Genomic DNA, 14,864 nt, shown 5'->3' on the forward strand with positions numbered 1-14,864 from the left:
TTCTCCTCCGGGAAATCCTCAGGTGAGAGCCTAATTCGTTTCAATGCCCGATTGAAGCAGCTTTTGCCGCTCGCTAGCGCGCGGGGTTAATAGGCATATTCCATGAATACCGGCTCGATCGAGCCGCCCCAGCGCGTGTGATAGGCCGACAGCATCTCCTCGGCGCTGGTCGTGCCGCGCGCCACGACCTCGTCGAGCGTGTTGAGGAACGAGGTTTCGTCGTAGCCGTCGCGGTTCCTCTTGCCGCGGTTCTTCAATCCGGTGCGCGAAATGGCCATGACGTCGCGGGCGACTTCGCGCAGCGTGGTGTTGCGGAAAGGCGCGGAAATGCCGAGTTCCGGCACCGCATTGCGCATGGCCAGCACTTCCTTGTAGGTCCAGCTCGACGTCAACGCCTCGGCCGCGTCAAGCGCCGCCTCGTCGTAGAGCAGCCCGACCCAGAATGCCGGCAGCGCGCAGATGCGCCGCCAGGGACCGCCATCGGCGCCGCGCATTTCCAGGAAGCGCTTCAGCCGCACGTCGGGGAACAGTGTCGACAGATGGTTCGCCCAGTCGCCCATAGTCGGCAGCCCGTCAGGCACTTCATTGCGCGCGGCTCCGGTCATGAACTGGCGGAAAGAGATATGCGTCATGTCGTGATAGCGGCCGTCGCGGATGACGAAATACATCGGCACGTCGAGCGCCCATTCGACATAGTCGGCGAAGCCGAAATCGGGCGAGAAGCAGAATTCGAGCAGGCCGGAGCGTTGGTTGTCGGTGTCGCGCCAGATGTCGCCGCGCCAGCTCTGCAGCCCATTCGGCCGGCTGTCGGTGAAGGGCGAGTTGGCGAACAGCGCCGTCGAAAGCGGCTGCAGTTTCAGCGACACCTGCATCTTGCGGCGCATATCGGTCTCGCTCTCGAAGTCGAGGTTCACCTGGATCGTGCAGGTCCGGTACATCATGTCGAGGCCCTTGGTGCCGACCTTGGGCATGTAGCGCGTCATGATCTCATAGCGCGACTTCGGCATTTTCGGCGTCTCGGCCAGCGACCATTTCGGGCTGCCGCCGAGGCCGAGGAAGCGGATGCCCATCGGCTCGGCGATCTCGCGCACCTGCGCCAGATGGGCATTGCCTTCGCGGCAGGTCTGGTGGATCGTTTCCAGCGGCGCGCCGGAGAGCTCGAACTGACCGCCGGGTTCCAGCGAAATCGCGCCCTGGCCTGTCGGCTCGACCAGGCCGATAATGCGGCCGTCATCGATGATGGGATCCCAGCCCAGCTTGTTCTGCATGCCTTCAAGGATGGCGCGGATGCCGCGCTCGCCGCCATAAGGCACCGGTGCGTTGCCATCGACATAGAACGGGAATTTCTCGTGCTCGGTGCCGATGCGCCATTTTTCGCGCGGCTTGTTGCCTTCGGCCAGGTGCTCGACAAGCTCGTCTATGCCTTCGATGGGCCGGAAATCGGTTGTGTCGCGCGCCATTGTCAAGCCCTCAAAGGCGGTTGGACCCACCGCCGGCGCTAAATGGACGAAATGTCAGTAGCCGATCAAGCGAAAAATCCTGAGCCACAGGTCAAGAGGAATTGAAGACCACGGCCGGCAAACCCCTCTTGCAAGAGACAACGTCCTACCAGTCGCCAATTGTTGCCTGCATCACCGCGAGCGCCGCCACCGCCGCCGTGTCGGCGCGCAGGATACGCGGCCCTAGCGGAATAGCGGTCACGAAGGGGAGCGCCCGCAGCATCTTGCGCTCCTCGTCGGAAAAGCCGCCCTCGGGCCCCGCCAGCAGGGCGAGCTTCTTCTCCTTTACCGCCTGCAAGGCAGGCAGCGGGTTGTTGGTCGAGGCGTCCTCGTCGCAGAAGATCAGTCGCCTTTCCTTGTCCCAGCCGGTCAGCAGGCGCTCGAATTTTTCCGCCTCGCGAACCTCCGGCACCGCCAGGATGCCGCATTGTTCGGCTGCCTCGACGACATTGCCGCGCAGGCGATCGATGGACGGCTTTGCCACCTGGGTATGCTGGGTGATGACCGGCTGCAGGACGCCGGCGCCCATCTCGACTGCCTTCTGCACGAGATAATCGAGCCGGCCCTGCTTCAGCGGCGCGAAGCAGTAGATGAGATCGGGCAGGGGCGGCTGCGTCCGTTGCGGCGCCAGTACCTTCAGCCGCACCGATCGCTTTGATTTCGCTGATATCGCTGCCGACCACTCGCCGTCGCGGCCATTGAAGACAAGGATCTGCGCGCCTTCGGAGAGCCGCAGCACATGCAAGAGATAATGGCTCTGCTGCTGGCTGGGCTCGAACTCGATGTCTGGCCCGAGGTCATAGGGCACGAACAGACGTTGCATCTTGTAGTTGGCGCGCATGGCCGAGGAATGGGCGAGGCGGCCGCCGGCGTCAAGCCTTGGCGGAAGGATGCCACACGGGTTGAAAGCCATGACGCAGGACGGCAAGCGTCGTCTCCGGGGTCAGCAGCACAAGCGTCTCATCCTCGAACCGATCAAGGCTGGTTGGCGGGCCGTATCCGGAAAAGGCCCATGGCAATGCCTCGCCTTTGCGCAAGGCATAGGCGTTGCCGCCGGCTGCGATCATCGCGCCATGGGGCAGGCGGGCAAGCGCATCCATCGCGACAGCCGGCCGCTTGCCGCCCGACGCCAGCCGCTCCCTGTGCAATCGCTTGTCGACCTGCGGGGCGCGCGGCTCGGCAATACCGAAGGCTTGGCCGAAGCGGGCGACAAAATCCCTGGCCCGTTCGCGCTGGCAAAAGAAACAGGGGCGATGTCCGGCCGCGAGCGCCGTCACCTCGTCGAGAAAGAACAGCTCGGTCCAGCCGGCCTTGCCACCGGCCCGGTTGCGGCCCATCGGCTCGCGCCGCACATTGCGGAATTGACACACGCAGATGATCCAGGCCTGAAGCGCCCAGCGCTTTTTCAGGAGAGTCCTTGTCGCGGGGTCGTGGATAATGCCGCGATTGCCGGTGAACAGGCCGCGCTCCGGCACGGCGTGGATGGCGCCGAACGGATCGACCCGGTTCTGCAGTGGCATAGTCTTCTCCGCGTGCTCGCATCTTGGCTGAAATGCCGGCGCCATGATATCGCTCGTGGCACCTTTTTCATGTCAGCAGGGTTTTCGATGCGTGTGCTGGTTGTCCAGAACTACGACAACACCGGCCTCGGCCAGGTCGGTGCGGCACTGGCGGAAGCGGGTGCCGATCTCGATGTGCGCCTTCCCTACATGGGCGATCCGCTGCCTGAGGACGCAACCGGCCATGATGCCATGGTGGTACTCGGCGGCGGCCAGAATGCGCTGGCCGACGAAGAATATCCCTATTTCCCGGCGCTGCTCGAACTGACCCGCGATTTCGCTGGCAAGGACCGCGCCGTGCTCGGCATCTGCCTCGGCAGCCAACTCGTCGCCCGCGCCTTTGGCGGCGAAAACCGCATCGGCGGCGCCAACGAATTCGGCTGGCGCGGCGTGTCGCTGACGCCGGATGCCAAGGCCGATCCGGTGCTGGCTGAACTGCCGGAAAAGTTCCCGATCTTCCAGTGGCACGACGACACGTTCGTGTTGCCCGAAAACGCCGTGCGGCTCGCCGGCAACGATGTCGCAGAAAACCAAGCGTTTCGCGTCGGCCGCGCCGTCTATGGCTTCCAGTTCCATTTCGAGGCCGACCGGCCGATGGTGAAGGATTGGAGCTCCTCCTTCGCCCCGACCATTGCCGCGCGCCATCCCGACTGGGCCGGCAAGCTCGATGGTGAAATGGCCCGCAACGGTCCCGACGCCGATGCGGCTGGTCTCGCCATCGCCCGTGCTTGGGTGGCGACCATCTAACGTCCGCTCACGGTTCGCGTGACATAATTGGCACGCGGCCATGAATCCGTCTGGGGAAAACCTTTTCATCCTTGGCTTGTGTCCGGCCGCCATCCTAGAAGGCGCGCGCCCTACGCTGGCTGTGCAACCGGGATGAACCTTTTGTGTGACCCGTGCGACACACCATCGATACAGAACACGCCTAGAAGCGCGAAATCGTCGAAACTTTGAAGCGATTTTTCCGTTTCAACGCATTGGTAACCGCCTCGTGCACAGATGCAGGAAGCTCAACAAGAGATGACCTCCGTGAAAGCAGCGCTTCTGTCCTTTGCCATGCTGTCCGCCATTGTGCTTTGCGGTCTTGGTATTTACGCCGCCGATGCGGCCAACAACCACAACGCCGTCGACGGCTACGGCGTCACCGCTTCCCTGCGCTAGGCCAAGGCATCCGTCGCGCCCTCGGGCGCCGGGTCCTCAAGGCTCCTTTATCGACATTTCCAGGATGCGTTTGTCTGCGCCGTCCACTACGAGCGCGGTCAACATGCCTGACTGCCAGGCAAGCGTGTCGACATTGACGCGGTTGGCCATCACTTCCGCCTCGGGGACGGGCGTGTGGCCGTGCACCACGATCTTGGCGAAGAGGCCGGTGTGGTCGTGAAAGACGTCACGGATCCAGATCAGGTCCTGCGGGTTCTGATTGTCCAAAGGAATGCCTGGCCTGATGCCGGCATGGCAGAAGAAGAAGTCGCCCGATGTCACCGAGAACGGCAGCGATCGCAGGAAATCGACATGACTTTGCGGCACGGCGTCGAGCAGGGCTTGATGGCCCCTGCGCACGGCTGATTCCGCCTTGCCGAACCAAACGCCGCTGCCGTTGTTGATCGTCACCCCGTAGGATTGCGCGGTCTGGATGCCGCCGAAACGGATGAAGAGCCCTTCGGGGTCGGGTGTCTTGAGAAAGTCGAGAAAGCCGATGTCGTGGTTGCCGGCCAGCATCATGTTTCGCGGATCGCGTTCGCGCGCCTCGATCAGAAAGTCGATGACGCCCTTGGAGTCGGGTCCGCGATCGACATAGTCGCCAAGATGGATGATGCGCCAGTCAGCGACCAGGTCCCTCGCGATCTCGGCCTTGATCTGTCCGTGCATGGCGGCCAGCAGGTCGAGCCGGCCATGCACGTCGCCGATCGCGTAAAGACGCACGCCGTCCGGCCCATGTGCGTCGAGGAAATGGATGCCAGGTTCCGCCAAGGTCTGGATATCTCCGTGGTCAGATGTCACGGACGTAGCGTCGGAGCTGCTCCTTGCCCATGTCGGTGACCAGACGCTTTCCGCACAGCGCCAGCGTGATGTCCATCTCCTTGCGGATGATTTCCAACGCTTTGGTAACCCCTTCCTTGCCCAGCGCGCCAAGGCCGTAAAGAAATGGCCGGCCGATATAGGTGCCCTTGGCGCCTAGGCACAGCGCTTTCAAAACGTCCTGGCCGGAGCGGATGCCGCCGTCCATATGGACTTCGATTTGGTCGCCAACCGCATCGGCGATTTCCTCCAGCACCATGATCGACGATGACGCGCCATCGAGTTGCCGCCCGCCATGGTTGGAAACGATGATCGCGTCGGCGCCGGTCTTGGCCGCCATCAGCGCGTCTTCCTTGTCGAGGATGCCCTTGAGGATCAGCTTGCCGCCCCAGCGTTCCTTGATCCAGGCGACGTCCTTCCACGACAGTTGCGGATCGAACTGCTCCGTCGTCCATGACGACAGCGAAGCGACATCGCCGACGCCCTTGGCATGTCCGACGATGTTGCGGAAGGTACGGCGCTTCGTGCCAGCCATGCCCATCCACCAGCCAGGCCGCACCGCGATGTTGGCTATGTTGGCCAACGTCATCTTGGGCGGCGCCGAAAGCCCGTTGCGGACGTCCTTGTGACGCTGGCCGAGGACCTGGAGGTCGAGTGTCAGCACCAGCGCCGAGCATTTCGCCGCCTTCGCCCGGTCGATCAAACTAAGCACGAAGTCCTTGTCGCGCAGCACATAGAGCTGGAACCAGAACGGTTTCTTCGTCACCGAGGCGACATCTTCGATAGAGCAGATGCTCATCGTCGAGAGCGTGAACGGCACGCCGAATTCCTCTGCCGCCTGCGCTGCCAGCATCTCACCGTCGGCATGCTGCATGCCGGTCAGGCCGGTCGGCGCCAGCGCCACCGGCATCGACACTTTCTGGCCGACCATGGTCGATTCCAGCGAGCGGTTGCTCATGTCGACCAGCACGCGCTGGCGGAACTTGATCTTCTGGAAGTCTTCCTCGTTCGCCCGATAGGTGCTCTCGGTCCAGGCGCCCGAGTCGGCATAGTCGAAGAACATCTTGGGCACGCGCCGGCGCGCGAGATCCTTGAGGTCTGCGATGGTGAGAATGTCGCTCATGATGGTTCCCGCTTGATCGAATTGATTAGGAGCGTCTACGCGCCGGTTCGTTGTCGCCGGCTTCCGAACGCTGCCGCAGCCTCAGCCGCGACACGCGTTGCCAGTCGCCGCTGCGTTCGGCTTCCGCCATCGAACGCTCGACATAGGTCATGTGGTCCATCGCCGCCTGGCGGGCGCCGGCTGGATCGCCGGCCTTGACCGCGGTGTGGATCGCCCGGTGCTGCGTCAGCAGCGCCTCGCGTGCGCCAGGCACGGTGAACACCAGCAGCCGGTTCTGGAACACGCCTTCCGACAAGAGCCGGTAGCAGGAGCGCAGCGTGTGCAAGAGCAGGATGTTGTGCGCGCATTCGCAGATCGCATGATGGAACTCGACGTCGATCTCGGCCTCGTCGTCGAAATCGCAGGTGCGATGCGCCTCGTCCATGCGCGCCATGATGCGGTCGAGCAGGGCAAGGTCCTCGGGTGTGGCGCGCCGCGCCGCGTATTCGGCGGCTATGCCTTCGATCTCGCGGCGGTATTCCAGATAGTCGGCCACCGCCTTGCGATGCGTCGAGATCAGGTCCGCCACCGGCTTGGTGAACAGCTGGCCGATAATGTCGGCGACGTGGGTGCCGCCGCCCGGACGGGTCGACAGCAGGCCGCGCCCTTCGAGCGCCTTCAGCGCATCGCGCAGGATGGGCCGCGACACATCGAACTGACGTGCCAGCTCGCGCTCGCCCGGCAGCCGGTCGCCGGTGCGCAGCACGCCTTCGAGAATGAGGCTTTCGATCTGCTGTACCACCTCGTCGGCGGTGCGCGAATGCTCGATCCTGGAGAAAATGTCGCTCAAAGGAAGCGCCTGGAGAACGGAATGATGTCGCGCAGATTAAGGCCACTGTCGCCAACTGGTCAAATTATTTATCCAATTCGTCTCGTTCGGTCGATTCTTGCGCCGCGCCGGCATATCGCCTCGGGCTAAACTTTGCTGTTTACGTCCCTTGCCGATTGCAGCAAGACGACGCCATTGCACGAAGGGTCGAAACCAGGGGGACCAGACGTGTCGGACGAGACGTCCAATCTTGAATTCCAGCCGCGCAGCCAAGGCAGCGTCATGGGCTTTCCGGCGCATGAAGGCCGGCCCGGCGCGCTCGGCGAGGTTCATGCCCGCCCGCATCCGTTGGTCGAGAAGCCGCGCGTGCTCGTCCAACTCTCGTTCATGACCGAAGGCGGCTCCGCGGTCGACCATGCCGTGCTTTCCGAACTGTCGCGCCGCCTCGGCATCGCCGCCCCCGAGCGTCATGCCCGCCACCACGCCATGAAATGGGGCAAAGGCACGCTGCGCTGGGAGCGGCACACGGAATTCTCGACCTATCTCTGGGAAGGGCCGCTGGCCGAGAATGGCCGGGGGCAAGAGGATTCGCCTTTCGGCAACGGCTTTTCACCGCCGGGAACCGTGATCTCGGGCATCCGGCTCGAGATCCGCAAATGGACGCAGGCGAACGAGAGGCTGATCGCCGGCTTCGATCCGACCAGCCTCTGTCACTCGCTGGTCGAGCGTGGCAGCGCGGCCATCGTCACCGACTTCCGTCAGGACGGCGACGGCATGACCCGCATGCTGGTGCTCGACCGAGGTCTCACTCCGGCCAGCACCGGCGCACTGTCGCAGCGGCTGATCGACATCGAGACCTACCGCACGCTTGCCATGCTCGGCCTGCCGCTGGCGCTCACCTTGTCCGGCCGCGCTCGCCGCATCGAGGACCGCTTGGCGCAGACGACGCTGGAAATGAAGGCCGCCGAGACGCGCGACAACCAGACGCTGCTCGCCGACCTGACGGAGCTTGCCGCCGAACTGGAGGCCGATGCCGCTTCCAGCCTCTACCGCTTCGGCGCCAGCCGCGCCTATGACGGCATCGTCACGGAAAGACTCGAGGCGTTGGATGAGGAGCCTGTGCAGGGCTACGACACCTGGGCGGGCTTTCTGCTGCGGCGCATGGCGCCAGCCATGCGCACCTGCCGCTCGGTCGAGGAGCGCCAGGCCAATCTGTCACGCAAGCTGACGCGCGCCACCACGCTGCTGCGCACCTGGGTCGACGTCGAGGTCGAGAAGCAGAACCGCGACCTGCTCGCCTCGATGAACAACCGCGCCCGCCTGCAACTGCGCCTGCAGCAGACCGTCGAGGGCCTCTCGGTCGCCGCCGTCTCCTATTACGTTGTCGGCCTCATCGGCTATGTCGCCAAGGGCGCGTCGGTATTTGGACACACCTTCGCACCGGAGGTCGTCACCGCCGCCTCGGTGCCGTTCGCCATCCTGCTGGTCTGGTGGGGGGTGCGCAGGGTGCGACGAATGCATTCCGAGGCGAAACATCCGGGCGAATAGTCCGCACTATGCTTTGGACGCAATAGATGTGCAGCGGCAGATTGCCGCTGCGGAAGCCTTGCCTGCGTCCGTCGCCCCGACGCCATCAAAGCAAGGTTTGCAACAAATGCCGCTAGCTGGTAAATCATTTTTACCAGTCGAGTGGAGGAAGTGCCGATGTCCGGCCTTGCCATGCCCAAGCCAGACGCCGGGACGCTGCGCCGGCGCAACGAAATCGTCGCCGACATGCGCATCATCGTGCCGGGCGAGGGCGTGGTCGACGCCGCCAACGAAATGCGCGCCTTCGAAAGCGATGGCCTGACCGCCTACCGGCAGGTGCCGCTGGTCGTGGTGCTGCCGGAGACGGTGGCGCAGGTCTCGCGCGTGCTGAAATACTGCAACGACCGCAACATTCGCGTCGTGCCGCGCGGATCCGGCACCTCGCTTTCGGGCGGTGCGCTGCCGCTGGAGGACGCGGTGCTGCTGGTGATGAGCCGGTTCAACCGCATCCTCGAGATCGATTTTCCCAACCGCATTGTCGTCGCCCAGCCCGGCGTCACCAATCTCGGCATCACGACCGCCGTCGAGCAGGAGGGCTTTTACTATGCCCCCGATCCATCCTCCCAGATCGCCTGCTCGATCGGCGGCAATGTCGCGGAGAACTCCGGCGGCGTGCACTGCCTGAAATACGGCCTCACCGCCAACAATGTGCTCGGCATCGAGATGGTGCTGATGAATGGCGAGGTGGTGCGGCTCGGCGGCGGCCACCTCGACGCCGAAGGCTATGACCTGCTCGGCGTCATGACCGGTTCGGAAGGTCTGCTCGGCGTCGTCACCGAAGTCACCGTGCGCATCCTGAAGAAGCCGGAGACGGCACGCGCCCTGCTGATCGGCTTTCCGACCAGCGAACAGGGCGGCCAATGCGTCGCCGACATCATCGGCGCCGGCATCATTCCGGGCGGCATGGAAATGATGGACCGGCCGGCGATCCATGCCGCCGAGGATTTCGTCCATGCCGGTTATCCCCTCGATGTCGAGGCGCTGCTGATCGTCGAGCTCGACGGGCCGAGCGTGGAGGTCGACCATCTCATCACCGCGGTCGAGGCGATCGCCATCCGCAACGGCTCGACCACGTGCCGCATCTCGCAGTCCGAGCAGGAGCGGCTGAGTTTTTGGGCCGGTCGCAAGGCGGCCTTCCCCGCCGTCGGCCGCATCTCGCCCGATTACTACTGCATGGACGGCACCATTCCGCGAAAGGAGCTGCCGCGCGTGCTGGCCGGCATGCGCGAACTGTCGGAGAAATACGGTCTCGGCGTCGCCAATGTCTTCCACGCCGGCGATGGCAATCTGCATCCACTGATCCTTTACGATGCCAACGTGCCGGGCGAACTGGACAAGGCCGAAAGCTTCGGCGCCGACATTTTGCGGCTCTGCGTCAAGGTCGGTGGCGTGCTCACCGGCGAGCATGGCGTCGGGGTCGAGAAGCGCGACCTGATGCCGGAAATGTTCAACCAAATAGACCTCGATCAGCAGATGCGTGTCAAATGCGCCTTCGATCCCAACCATCTACTCAATCCCGGAAAGGTGTTCCCGCAACTGCGTCGCTGCGCCGAGCTCGGCCGCATGCACGTGCACCGCGGCCAGGTGGCATTTCCCGACATTCCGAGGTTTTGAGATGATGGGGCCGCAGAACCAGGTGCGAATATGACCACCTTCACCCCCCTGACCCCAGATGAAGTCCTCTCCACCATTGCCTGGGCGGCGGCCGAGGAAACATCGTTCGAAGTCCTCGGCCATGGCTCCAAGCGCGGCATTGGCCGTCCGTTGCAGACCGAGCATACGCTCGACCTGTCGAAACTCTCGGGCGTGACCCTCTATGAACCCGCCGAACTGGTGCTGTCGGCCAAATCAGGGACGCCGCTGGCCGAGATCGAAAAGCTGCTGGCTGAAAACGGCCAGCAGCTGGCCTTCGAGCCGATGGATTACGGCCCGCTGCTCGGCGGCGAGTCGGGCAAAGGCACCATCGGCGGCGTGCTCGGCGCCAACCTGTCCGGTCCGCGCCGGCTGAAGGCGGGCGCCGCGCGCGACCACATCCTGGGCATCAATGTCGTCTCCGGCCGTGGCGAGGCCTTCAAGTCCGGCGGCCGCGTGGTCAAGAACGTCACCGGTTATGATCTGTCGAAGCTGATGGCCAACAGCTGGGGCACGCTGGCCGTCTTCACCGACGTGACTTTCAAGGTGCTGCCGGCGGCCGAGACCGAAATCACGCTCGCAGTTCGTGGCCTGCTCGATGATGCCGCCTGCGCCGCCATGGCCCTGGCGCTGGGCTCCAGTGCCGAAGTGTCGTGCGCCGCCCACCTGCCGGAGCGCATCGCCGCGCGCGTTGCCGGCGGTGCGCTCGGCACCGAAGCCGCCACGCTGCTGCGCGTCGAAGGCTTTGGTCCGTCCGTTGACTATCGCGTTGCAGCGCTGAAAACACTGCTCGGCAAGGCCGGCCCGCTGGAGGAAATTGCCGGGGAGACCTCCAAGGCAATCTGGCGCGATATCAGGGACTGCAGCCCCTTCATCGATGGCAGCGAAAAACCGGTCTGGCGGGTCTCGATGACCCCCGCCCGGGGCCACCAGATGGTCCTGACGCTACGCATGCAGGCAGCCGTCAGCGCCTTCTACGACTGGCAGGGTGGGCTGGTGTGGTTGCGCATGGAGGAGGGCGACCCGGAAGCCGCGCTGCTGCGTGGGCTCTTGAGAAAACATGGCGGCGGCCATGCGACGCTGGTGCGCGCTACCCCTTCCCATCGGGCGGCCCTGCCGGTGTTCGAGCCGCAGGGGCCGGCATTGGCGGCGCTCAGCCAGCGGCTGAAACAGGAATTCGACCCGAAGAACATCCTCAATCCCGGCCGCATGGCCTAGGACATCAGAGATGCAGACCAATTTTTCGCCCGCACAGCTTGCCGATCCGCATGTCGCCGAGTCGGAAAAGATCCTGCGCAAATGCGTGCATTGCGGCTTCTGCACCGCCACTTGCCCGACCTATGTAACGCTCGGCAACGAACTCGATTCGCCGCGTGGGCGCATCTACCTGATCAAGGACATGCTGGAGAACGGCCGTCCCGCCGACAAGGAGATCGTCACCCATATCGATCGCTGCCTGTCCTGCCTCGCCTGCATGACCACCTGCCCGTCGGGCGTCAACTACATGCATCTGGTCGACCATGCCCGCGCCCATATCGAGGAGACTTACAAGCGGCCGCTGCTCGATCGCCTGACCCGCGCCATGCTGGCCTTCGTGCTGCCCTATCCCCAGCGCTTCCGCGCCGCGCTCAAACTGGCAAAACTCGGCAAGCCTTTCATCGGCCTGTTCGAAAAAATCCCGGCACTGAAGCCTCTCGGCGCGATGCTCAAGCTCGCGCCGGCATCGATCCCGGCAGCCTCGCCAATGGCCCTGCCGGGCGTCCATGCCGGGCAGGGGGCGAAAAAGGGCCGCGTCGCCATCCTGACCGGCTGCGCGCAATCGGTGCTCGATCCCGCCATCAACGATACGACCATCTCGCTGCTGACACGGCTCGGCGTCGAGGTCGTGGTGCCGCCGGGCGAGGGCTGCTGCGGCGCACTGGTTCATCACATGGGGCGGGAAGAAGCCGCCCTTGCCTCGGCCAGGCAGAATGTCGATGCCTGGACGCGCGCCATCAAGCAGGGCGGGCTCGACGCCATAATCATCACCGCATCGGGCTGTGGCACGACGATCAAGGATTACGGCTTCATGCTGCGCCTCGATCCGGCCTATGCCGACAAGGCCGCGCGCGTGTCGGCGCTGGCCAAGGACATCACCGAGTATCTGGCCGCCATCGACCTGCCTGAACCCGTGCGCAAGCCTGGCACGGTTGTCGCCTATCACTCGGCCTGCTCGATGCAGCACGGCCAGAAGATAACGCGCCAGCCGAAGGAGTTGCTGGCCAAGGCCGGTTTCGTCGTGCGCGAGCCGCGCGAGGGGCACCTTTGTTGCGGCTCGGCCGGCACCTACAACATCCTGCAATCCGAGATTTCGGCCAGGCTGCGCGATCGTAAGGTCAGGAACATCGAGGCGACGGGTGCCTCGATCGTCGCCACCGGCAACATCGGCTGCATCACGCAGATCGCATCCGCCGCCAGGATGCCGGTGGTGCACACGATCAAGCTGCTCGACTGGGCCTATGGCGGGCCGAAGCCGGACGGCGTTACGGAAGACAGCCTGGTCGCGGCGGAATAGGCGTTCGTTTCATTGCTACTCGGCCGCGAGCCTGTCCGACGTGCCATAGGTCGCCTCATAGAGCGCGCGCTGGCGGCTGAGCGCGACCATTGTGTTGCGCAGCAGGATCGCCACCGTGATCGGGCCGACGCCGCCCGGCACCGGCGTGATCCAGGAGGCAACCTCGCGCACGCTGTCGGTGTCGACGTCGCCGACGATGCGGCTCGTGCCATCAGGCCCAGTTTCGGAATTGATGCCGATGTCGATGACGGCCGCACCCGGCTTTACCATGTCGGCCTTGATCAGGCGCGGCCTGCCGACGGCGACGAACAGCGCGTCGGCGCGGCGCGCATGGGCGGCGACCGATCGTGTCATATGATGGCAGACGGTGACGGTCGCGCCCTCGCTCATCAGCAGGAAAGCGATCGGCTTTCCGACGATTTCGGAATGGCCGACGATCACGACTTCGAGCCCCTTGAGGTCGAGCCCGGTTTCCTTGAGCAACTCGACCGAGGCGGCCGCCGTGCAGGGCGCGAGGTCGAGCTGGTTGTAGACGATATTGCCGATCGAGGCCGGGTGCATGCCCTCGACGTCCTTGAGCGGGTGGACGGCCGCCTGCAGAGTCTTGATCGGGATATGCGCGGGAACCGGCCGCTGGATGATGATGCCGGTGACGCGCGGATCGGCGTTCAGCCCGTGGATGGCTGCTTCGAGTTCACCCGAGGTGATGGTGGCGGGAAAGCGCCGCTCCTCGAAATCGATGCCTGCGAGCTGAGCCTTGGCGCGCTGGTTGCGCACATAGACATCGACCGCGTCGGTATCACCGACGGTGATCGAGATCAGCTTGGGCGGAAAGCCCTCGGCCTTGGCTATGGCCGCGTCCTCGCGCACGGCGGCGATGATGCGCTGGGCAACCGGCCCGCCCTTGAGATAGCGGCTGTCGTCGGACAGGGACATAGCTCGAACCTTTGGTGGGGAGATTGTGCACTGCAATAGCAGAGCATGGCCAGGAAATCAGCCCTGAAAACGAAACACCGTGCCTCCGGGGCGACCTGTCGCACCGTGAAACGAAAAGGGCAGCCCGGTTACCCGTGCTGCCCTCTCGTGACTGGCCGTATCCCCACACGGCCCGTCCCCCGTTGACTCGTTGCCAGTCTAAGCACGTCTTCCAAAGATGCGCTATGGCTTGAGGGCAACAGTGCGCCAAAATCTACTCAGCACTGCTTAACCGGTTGATTCGCTATCACTATATCACTTCGACCGTCGTTCCGACATTGACCCGTTCATAGAGGTCGACGACATCCTCGTTGCGCATGCGGATGCAGCCCGACGATACCGCGCCGCCGATTGTCCAGGGCTGGTTGGTGCCATGGATGCGGTACTCGGTCGTGCCGATATAGAGTGCGCGCGCGCCGAGCGGGTTCTCCATGCCGCCGGCCAGATAGGTCGGCAGGTAGCGACCCTTGGCCGCCTCGCGCTTGATCATCTCGGCCGGCGGACGCCAGTCCGGCCAGACGCGCTTGTTTGTGATCTTGTGCGTGCCCGACCATTCGAAGCCGGGTTTGCCGGTGCCGACGCCGTAGCGCCGCGCCTTGCCGTTCTTCTCGACCAGATAGAGGAAATTCTGCGTGGTATCGATGACGATGGTGCCCGGCTTCTGCGCGCCGTCATAGGCGACTTCCTGCGGCAGGTAGACCGGGTTGATCTGCGGGCGCATGACCATGCGTTTGCCCGGCGCCTGCACGGCGGCCGTCTGCACGCGGTCTGGCTGCGCGGTGCGCTGGCGCGGCTGCGCGGCCTGTCGGTTCTGCCGCACGATGCCCGGCGCATGGCCGAGCTGCAGCACCCAGGGCGCGGAAAGGTCGGGGCTCACCATCACCGGCGGCCTGTCGGCATAGCGGTCGCCGGCGGTTGAGGGTGTGACGCCGGCGGCAAACACAGCCACGGCGCCGAGCAAGGGAAACAGAACTCTCTTCATCGGGAACGCACCTTGATCGTCTAAATACACCGGGCGAGAACGCTCCCGGCTTGCGCGATCATTGGCGGCGAGCAGCAACCGAAACATGAATCGGAATGCGTAAAATGCCGTTCTGTCAGTAAA

Annotated in this window: 14 protein-coding genes; 6 read left to right on the forward strand and 8 right to left on the reverse strand. The window is 64.2% G+C overall.

The window, feature by feature from the left end; genetic code table 11:
• Nucleotides 1–86: 86 nt before the first annotated feature.
• The 3 genes from LB543_RS21075 to LB543_RS21085 form a co-directional block, all read right to left on the reverse strand.
• Nucleotides 87–1,460, reverse strand: a complete 1,374-nt coding sequence (locus LB543_RS21075; RefSeq protein ID WP_224615413.1) for a glutamate--cysteine ligase — start codon at nt 1,458–1,460, stop codon at nt 87–89.
• A 145-nt stretch (nt 1,461–1,605) separates the two neighbouring features.
• Nucleotides 1,606–2,340 carry a 16S rRNA (uracil(1498)-N(3))-methyltransferase gene (locus LB543_RS21080; protein ID WP_224615438.1) on the reverse strand — a complete coding sequence of 245 codons (735 nt, stop codon included), beginning with the start codon at nt 2,338–2,340 and terminating at the stop codon, nt 1,606–1,608.
• 31 nt (nt 2,341–2,371) lie between these two features.
• Entirely contained in the window at nt 2,372–3,019 is a 648-nt protein-coding gene (locus LB543_RS21085; protein ID WP_224615414.1) for a hypothetical protein, read from the reverse strand.
• Between the two features lie 87 nt (nt 3,020–3,106).
• Between LB543_RS21085 and LB543_RS21090 the strand changes: the two genes are divergently transcribed.
• Together LB543_RS21090 and LB543_RS21095 are read left to right on the forward strand one after the other, a co-directional pair.
• Complete coding sequence (locus tag LB543_RS21090; protein WP_140756642.1) at nt 3,107–3,805, forward strand: type 1 glutamine amidotransferase; 699 nt, start codon at nt 3,107–3,109, stop codon at nt 3,803–3,805.
• A 276-nt stretch (nt 3,806–4,081) separates the two neighbouring features.
• A complete protein-coding gene (locus LB543_RS21095; protein WP_023782442.1) occupies nt 4,082–4,222 on the forward strand; it encodes a hypothetical protein in 141 nt (46 codons plus the stop codon).
• 36 nt (nt 4,223–4,258) lie between these two features.
• On the opposite strand, the gene LB543_RS21100 is transcribed toward LB543_RS21095, so the two are convergent.
• From LB543_RS21100 to LB543_RS21110, 3 genes are read right to left on the reverse strand one after another with little or no spacing between them, the layout of a single operon-like run.
• Nucleotides 4,259–5,032 carry a metallophosphoesterase gene (locus LB543_RS21100; protein ID WP_224590013.1) on the reverse strand — a complete coding sequence of 258 codons (774 nt, stop codon included), beginning with the start codon at nt 5,030–5,032 and terminating at the stop codon, nt 4,259–4,261.
• Between the two features lie 19 nt (nt 5,033–5,051).
• Entirely contained in the window at nt 5,052–6,203 is a 1,152-nt protein-coding gene (locus tag LB543_RS21105) for an alpha-hydroxy acid oxidase (protein ID WP_224615415.1), read from the reverse strand.
• 25 nt (nt 6,204–6,228) lie between these two features.
• Nucleotides 6,229–7,032: a FadR/GntR family transcriptional regulator gene (locus LB543_RS21110; protein ID WP_140756648.1), complete on the reverse strand. Its 804-nt coding sequence runs from the start codon at nt 7,030–7,032 to the stop codon at nt 6,229–6,231.
• 207 nt (nt 7,033–7,239) lie between these two features.
• On the opposite strand from LB543_RS21110, the gene LB543_RS21115 reads away from it, so the two are divergent.
• The 4 genes from LB543_RS21115 to glcF all read left to right on the forward strand — a co-directional run bounded on the left by LB543_RS21115 (nt 7,240) and on the right by glcF (nt 12,784).
• Nucleotides 7,240–8,559, forward strand: a complete 1,320-nt coding sequence (locus tag LB543_RS21115) for a DUF3422 family protein (RefSeq protein ID WP_224615416.1) — start codon at nt 7,240–7,242, stop codon at nt 8,557–8,559.
• A gap of 156 nt (nt 8,560–8,715) precedes the next feature.
• Complete coding sequence (locus LB543_RS21120) at nt 8,716–10,212, forward strand: FAD-linked oxidase C-terminal domain-containing protein (RefSeq protein ID WP_224615417.1); 1,497 nt, start codon at nt 8,716–8,718, stop codon at nt 10,210–10,212.
• A 30-nt stretch (nt 10,213–10,242) separates the two neighbouring features.
• Nucleotides 10,243–11,448, forward strand: coding sequence for an FAD-binding protein (locus tag LB543_RS21125; RefSeq protein ID WP_224615418.1), 1,206 nt, complete (start codon nt 10,243–10,245; stop codon nt 11,446–11,448).
• A 10-nt stretch (nt 11,449–11,458) separates the two neighbouring features.
• A complete protein-coding gene (gene glcF, locus LB543_RS21130) occupies nt 11,459–12,784 on the forward strand; it encodes a glycolate oxidase subunit GlcF (protein WP_224615419.1) in 1,326 nt (441 codons plus the stop codon).
• A gap of 15 nt (nt 12,785–12,799) precedes the next feature.
• On the opposite strand, the gene LB543_RS21135 is transcribed toward glcF, so the two are convergent.
• A complete protein-coding gene (locus tag LB543_RS21135) occupies nt 12,800–13,720 on the reverse strand; it encodes a bifunctional 5,10-methylenetetrahydrofolate dehydrogenase/5,10-methenyltetrahydrofolate cyclohydrolase (RefSeq protein WP_224615420.1) in 921 nt (306 codons plus the stop codon).
• 289 nt (nt 13,721–14,009) lie between these two features.
• The gene (locus tag LB543_RS21140) at nt 14,010–14,741 is read right to left on the reverse strand and encodes a L,D-transpeptidase (RefSeq protein ID WP_140756662.1); all 732 of its coding nucleotides are present in this window, start codon (nt 14,739–14,741) and stop codon (nt 14,010–14,012) included.
• Between the last annotated feature and the right edge of the window lie 123 nt (nt 14,742–14,864).

The organism is Mesorhizobium sp. ESP7-2, assembly GCF_020164715.1.
In the GTDB taxonomy this organism is placed as follows: Bacteria; Pseudomonadota; Alphaproteobacteria; order Rhizobiales; family Rhizobiaceae; genus Mesorhizobium.

Bases quoted from the DNA above. Each gene is read 5' to 3' on its own strand.
- LB543_RS21095 (WP_023782442.1), top strand. From the start codon at position 4,082: ATGACCTCCGTGAAAGCAGCGCTTCTGTCCTTTGCCATGCTGTCCGCC.
- LB543_RS21125 (WP_224615418.1), top strand. From the start codon at position 10,243: ATGACCACCTTCACCCCCCTGACCCCAGATGAAGTCCTCTCCACCATT.
- LB543_RS21080 (WP_224615438.1), bottom strand. From the start codon at position 2,340: ATGCGCGCCAACTACAAGATGCAACGTCTGTTCGTGCCCTATGACCTC.
- LB543_RS21135 (WP_224615420.1), bottom strand. From the start codon at position 13,720: ATGTCCCTGTCCGACGACAGCCGCTATCTCAAGGGCGGGCCGGTTGCC.
- LB543_RS21075 (WP_224615413.1), bottom strand. From the start codon at position 1,460: ATGGCGCGCGACACAACCGATTTCCGGCCCATCGAAGGCATAGACGAG.
- LB543_RS21105 (WP_224615415.1), bottom strand. From the start codon at position 6,203: ATGAGCGACATTCTCACCATCGCAGACCTCAAGGATCTCGCGCGCCGG.
- LB543_RS21085 (WP_224615414.1), bottom strand. From the start codon at position 3,019: ATGCCACTGCAGAACCGGGTCGATCCGTTCGGCGCCATCCACGCCGTG.
- glcF (WP_224615419.1), top strand. From the start codon at position 11,459: ATGCAGACCAATTTTTCGCCCGCACAGCTTGCCGATCCGCATGTCGCC.
- LB543_RS21090 (WP_140756642.1), top strand. From the start codon at position 3,107: ATGCGTGTGCTGGTTGTCCAGAACTACGACAACACCGGCCTCGGCCAG.
- LB543_RS21120 (WP_224615417.1), top strand. From the start codon at position 8,716: ATGTCCGGCCTTGCCATGCCCAAGCCAGACGCCGGGACGCTGCGCCGG.
- LB543_RS21140 (WP_140756662.1), bottom strand. From the start codon at position 14,741: ATGAAGAGAGTTCTGTTTCCCTTGCTCGGCGCCGTGGCTGTGTTTGCC.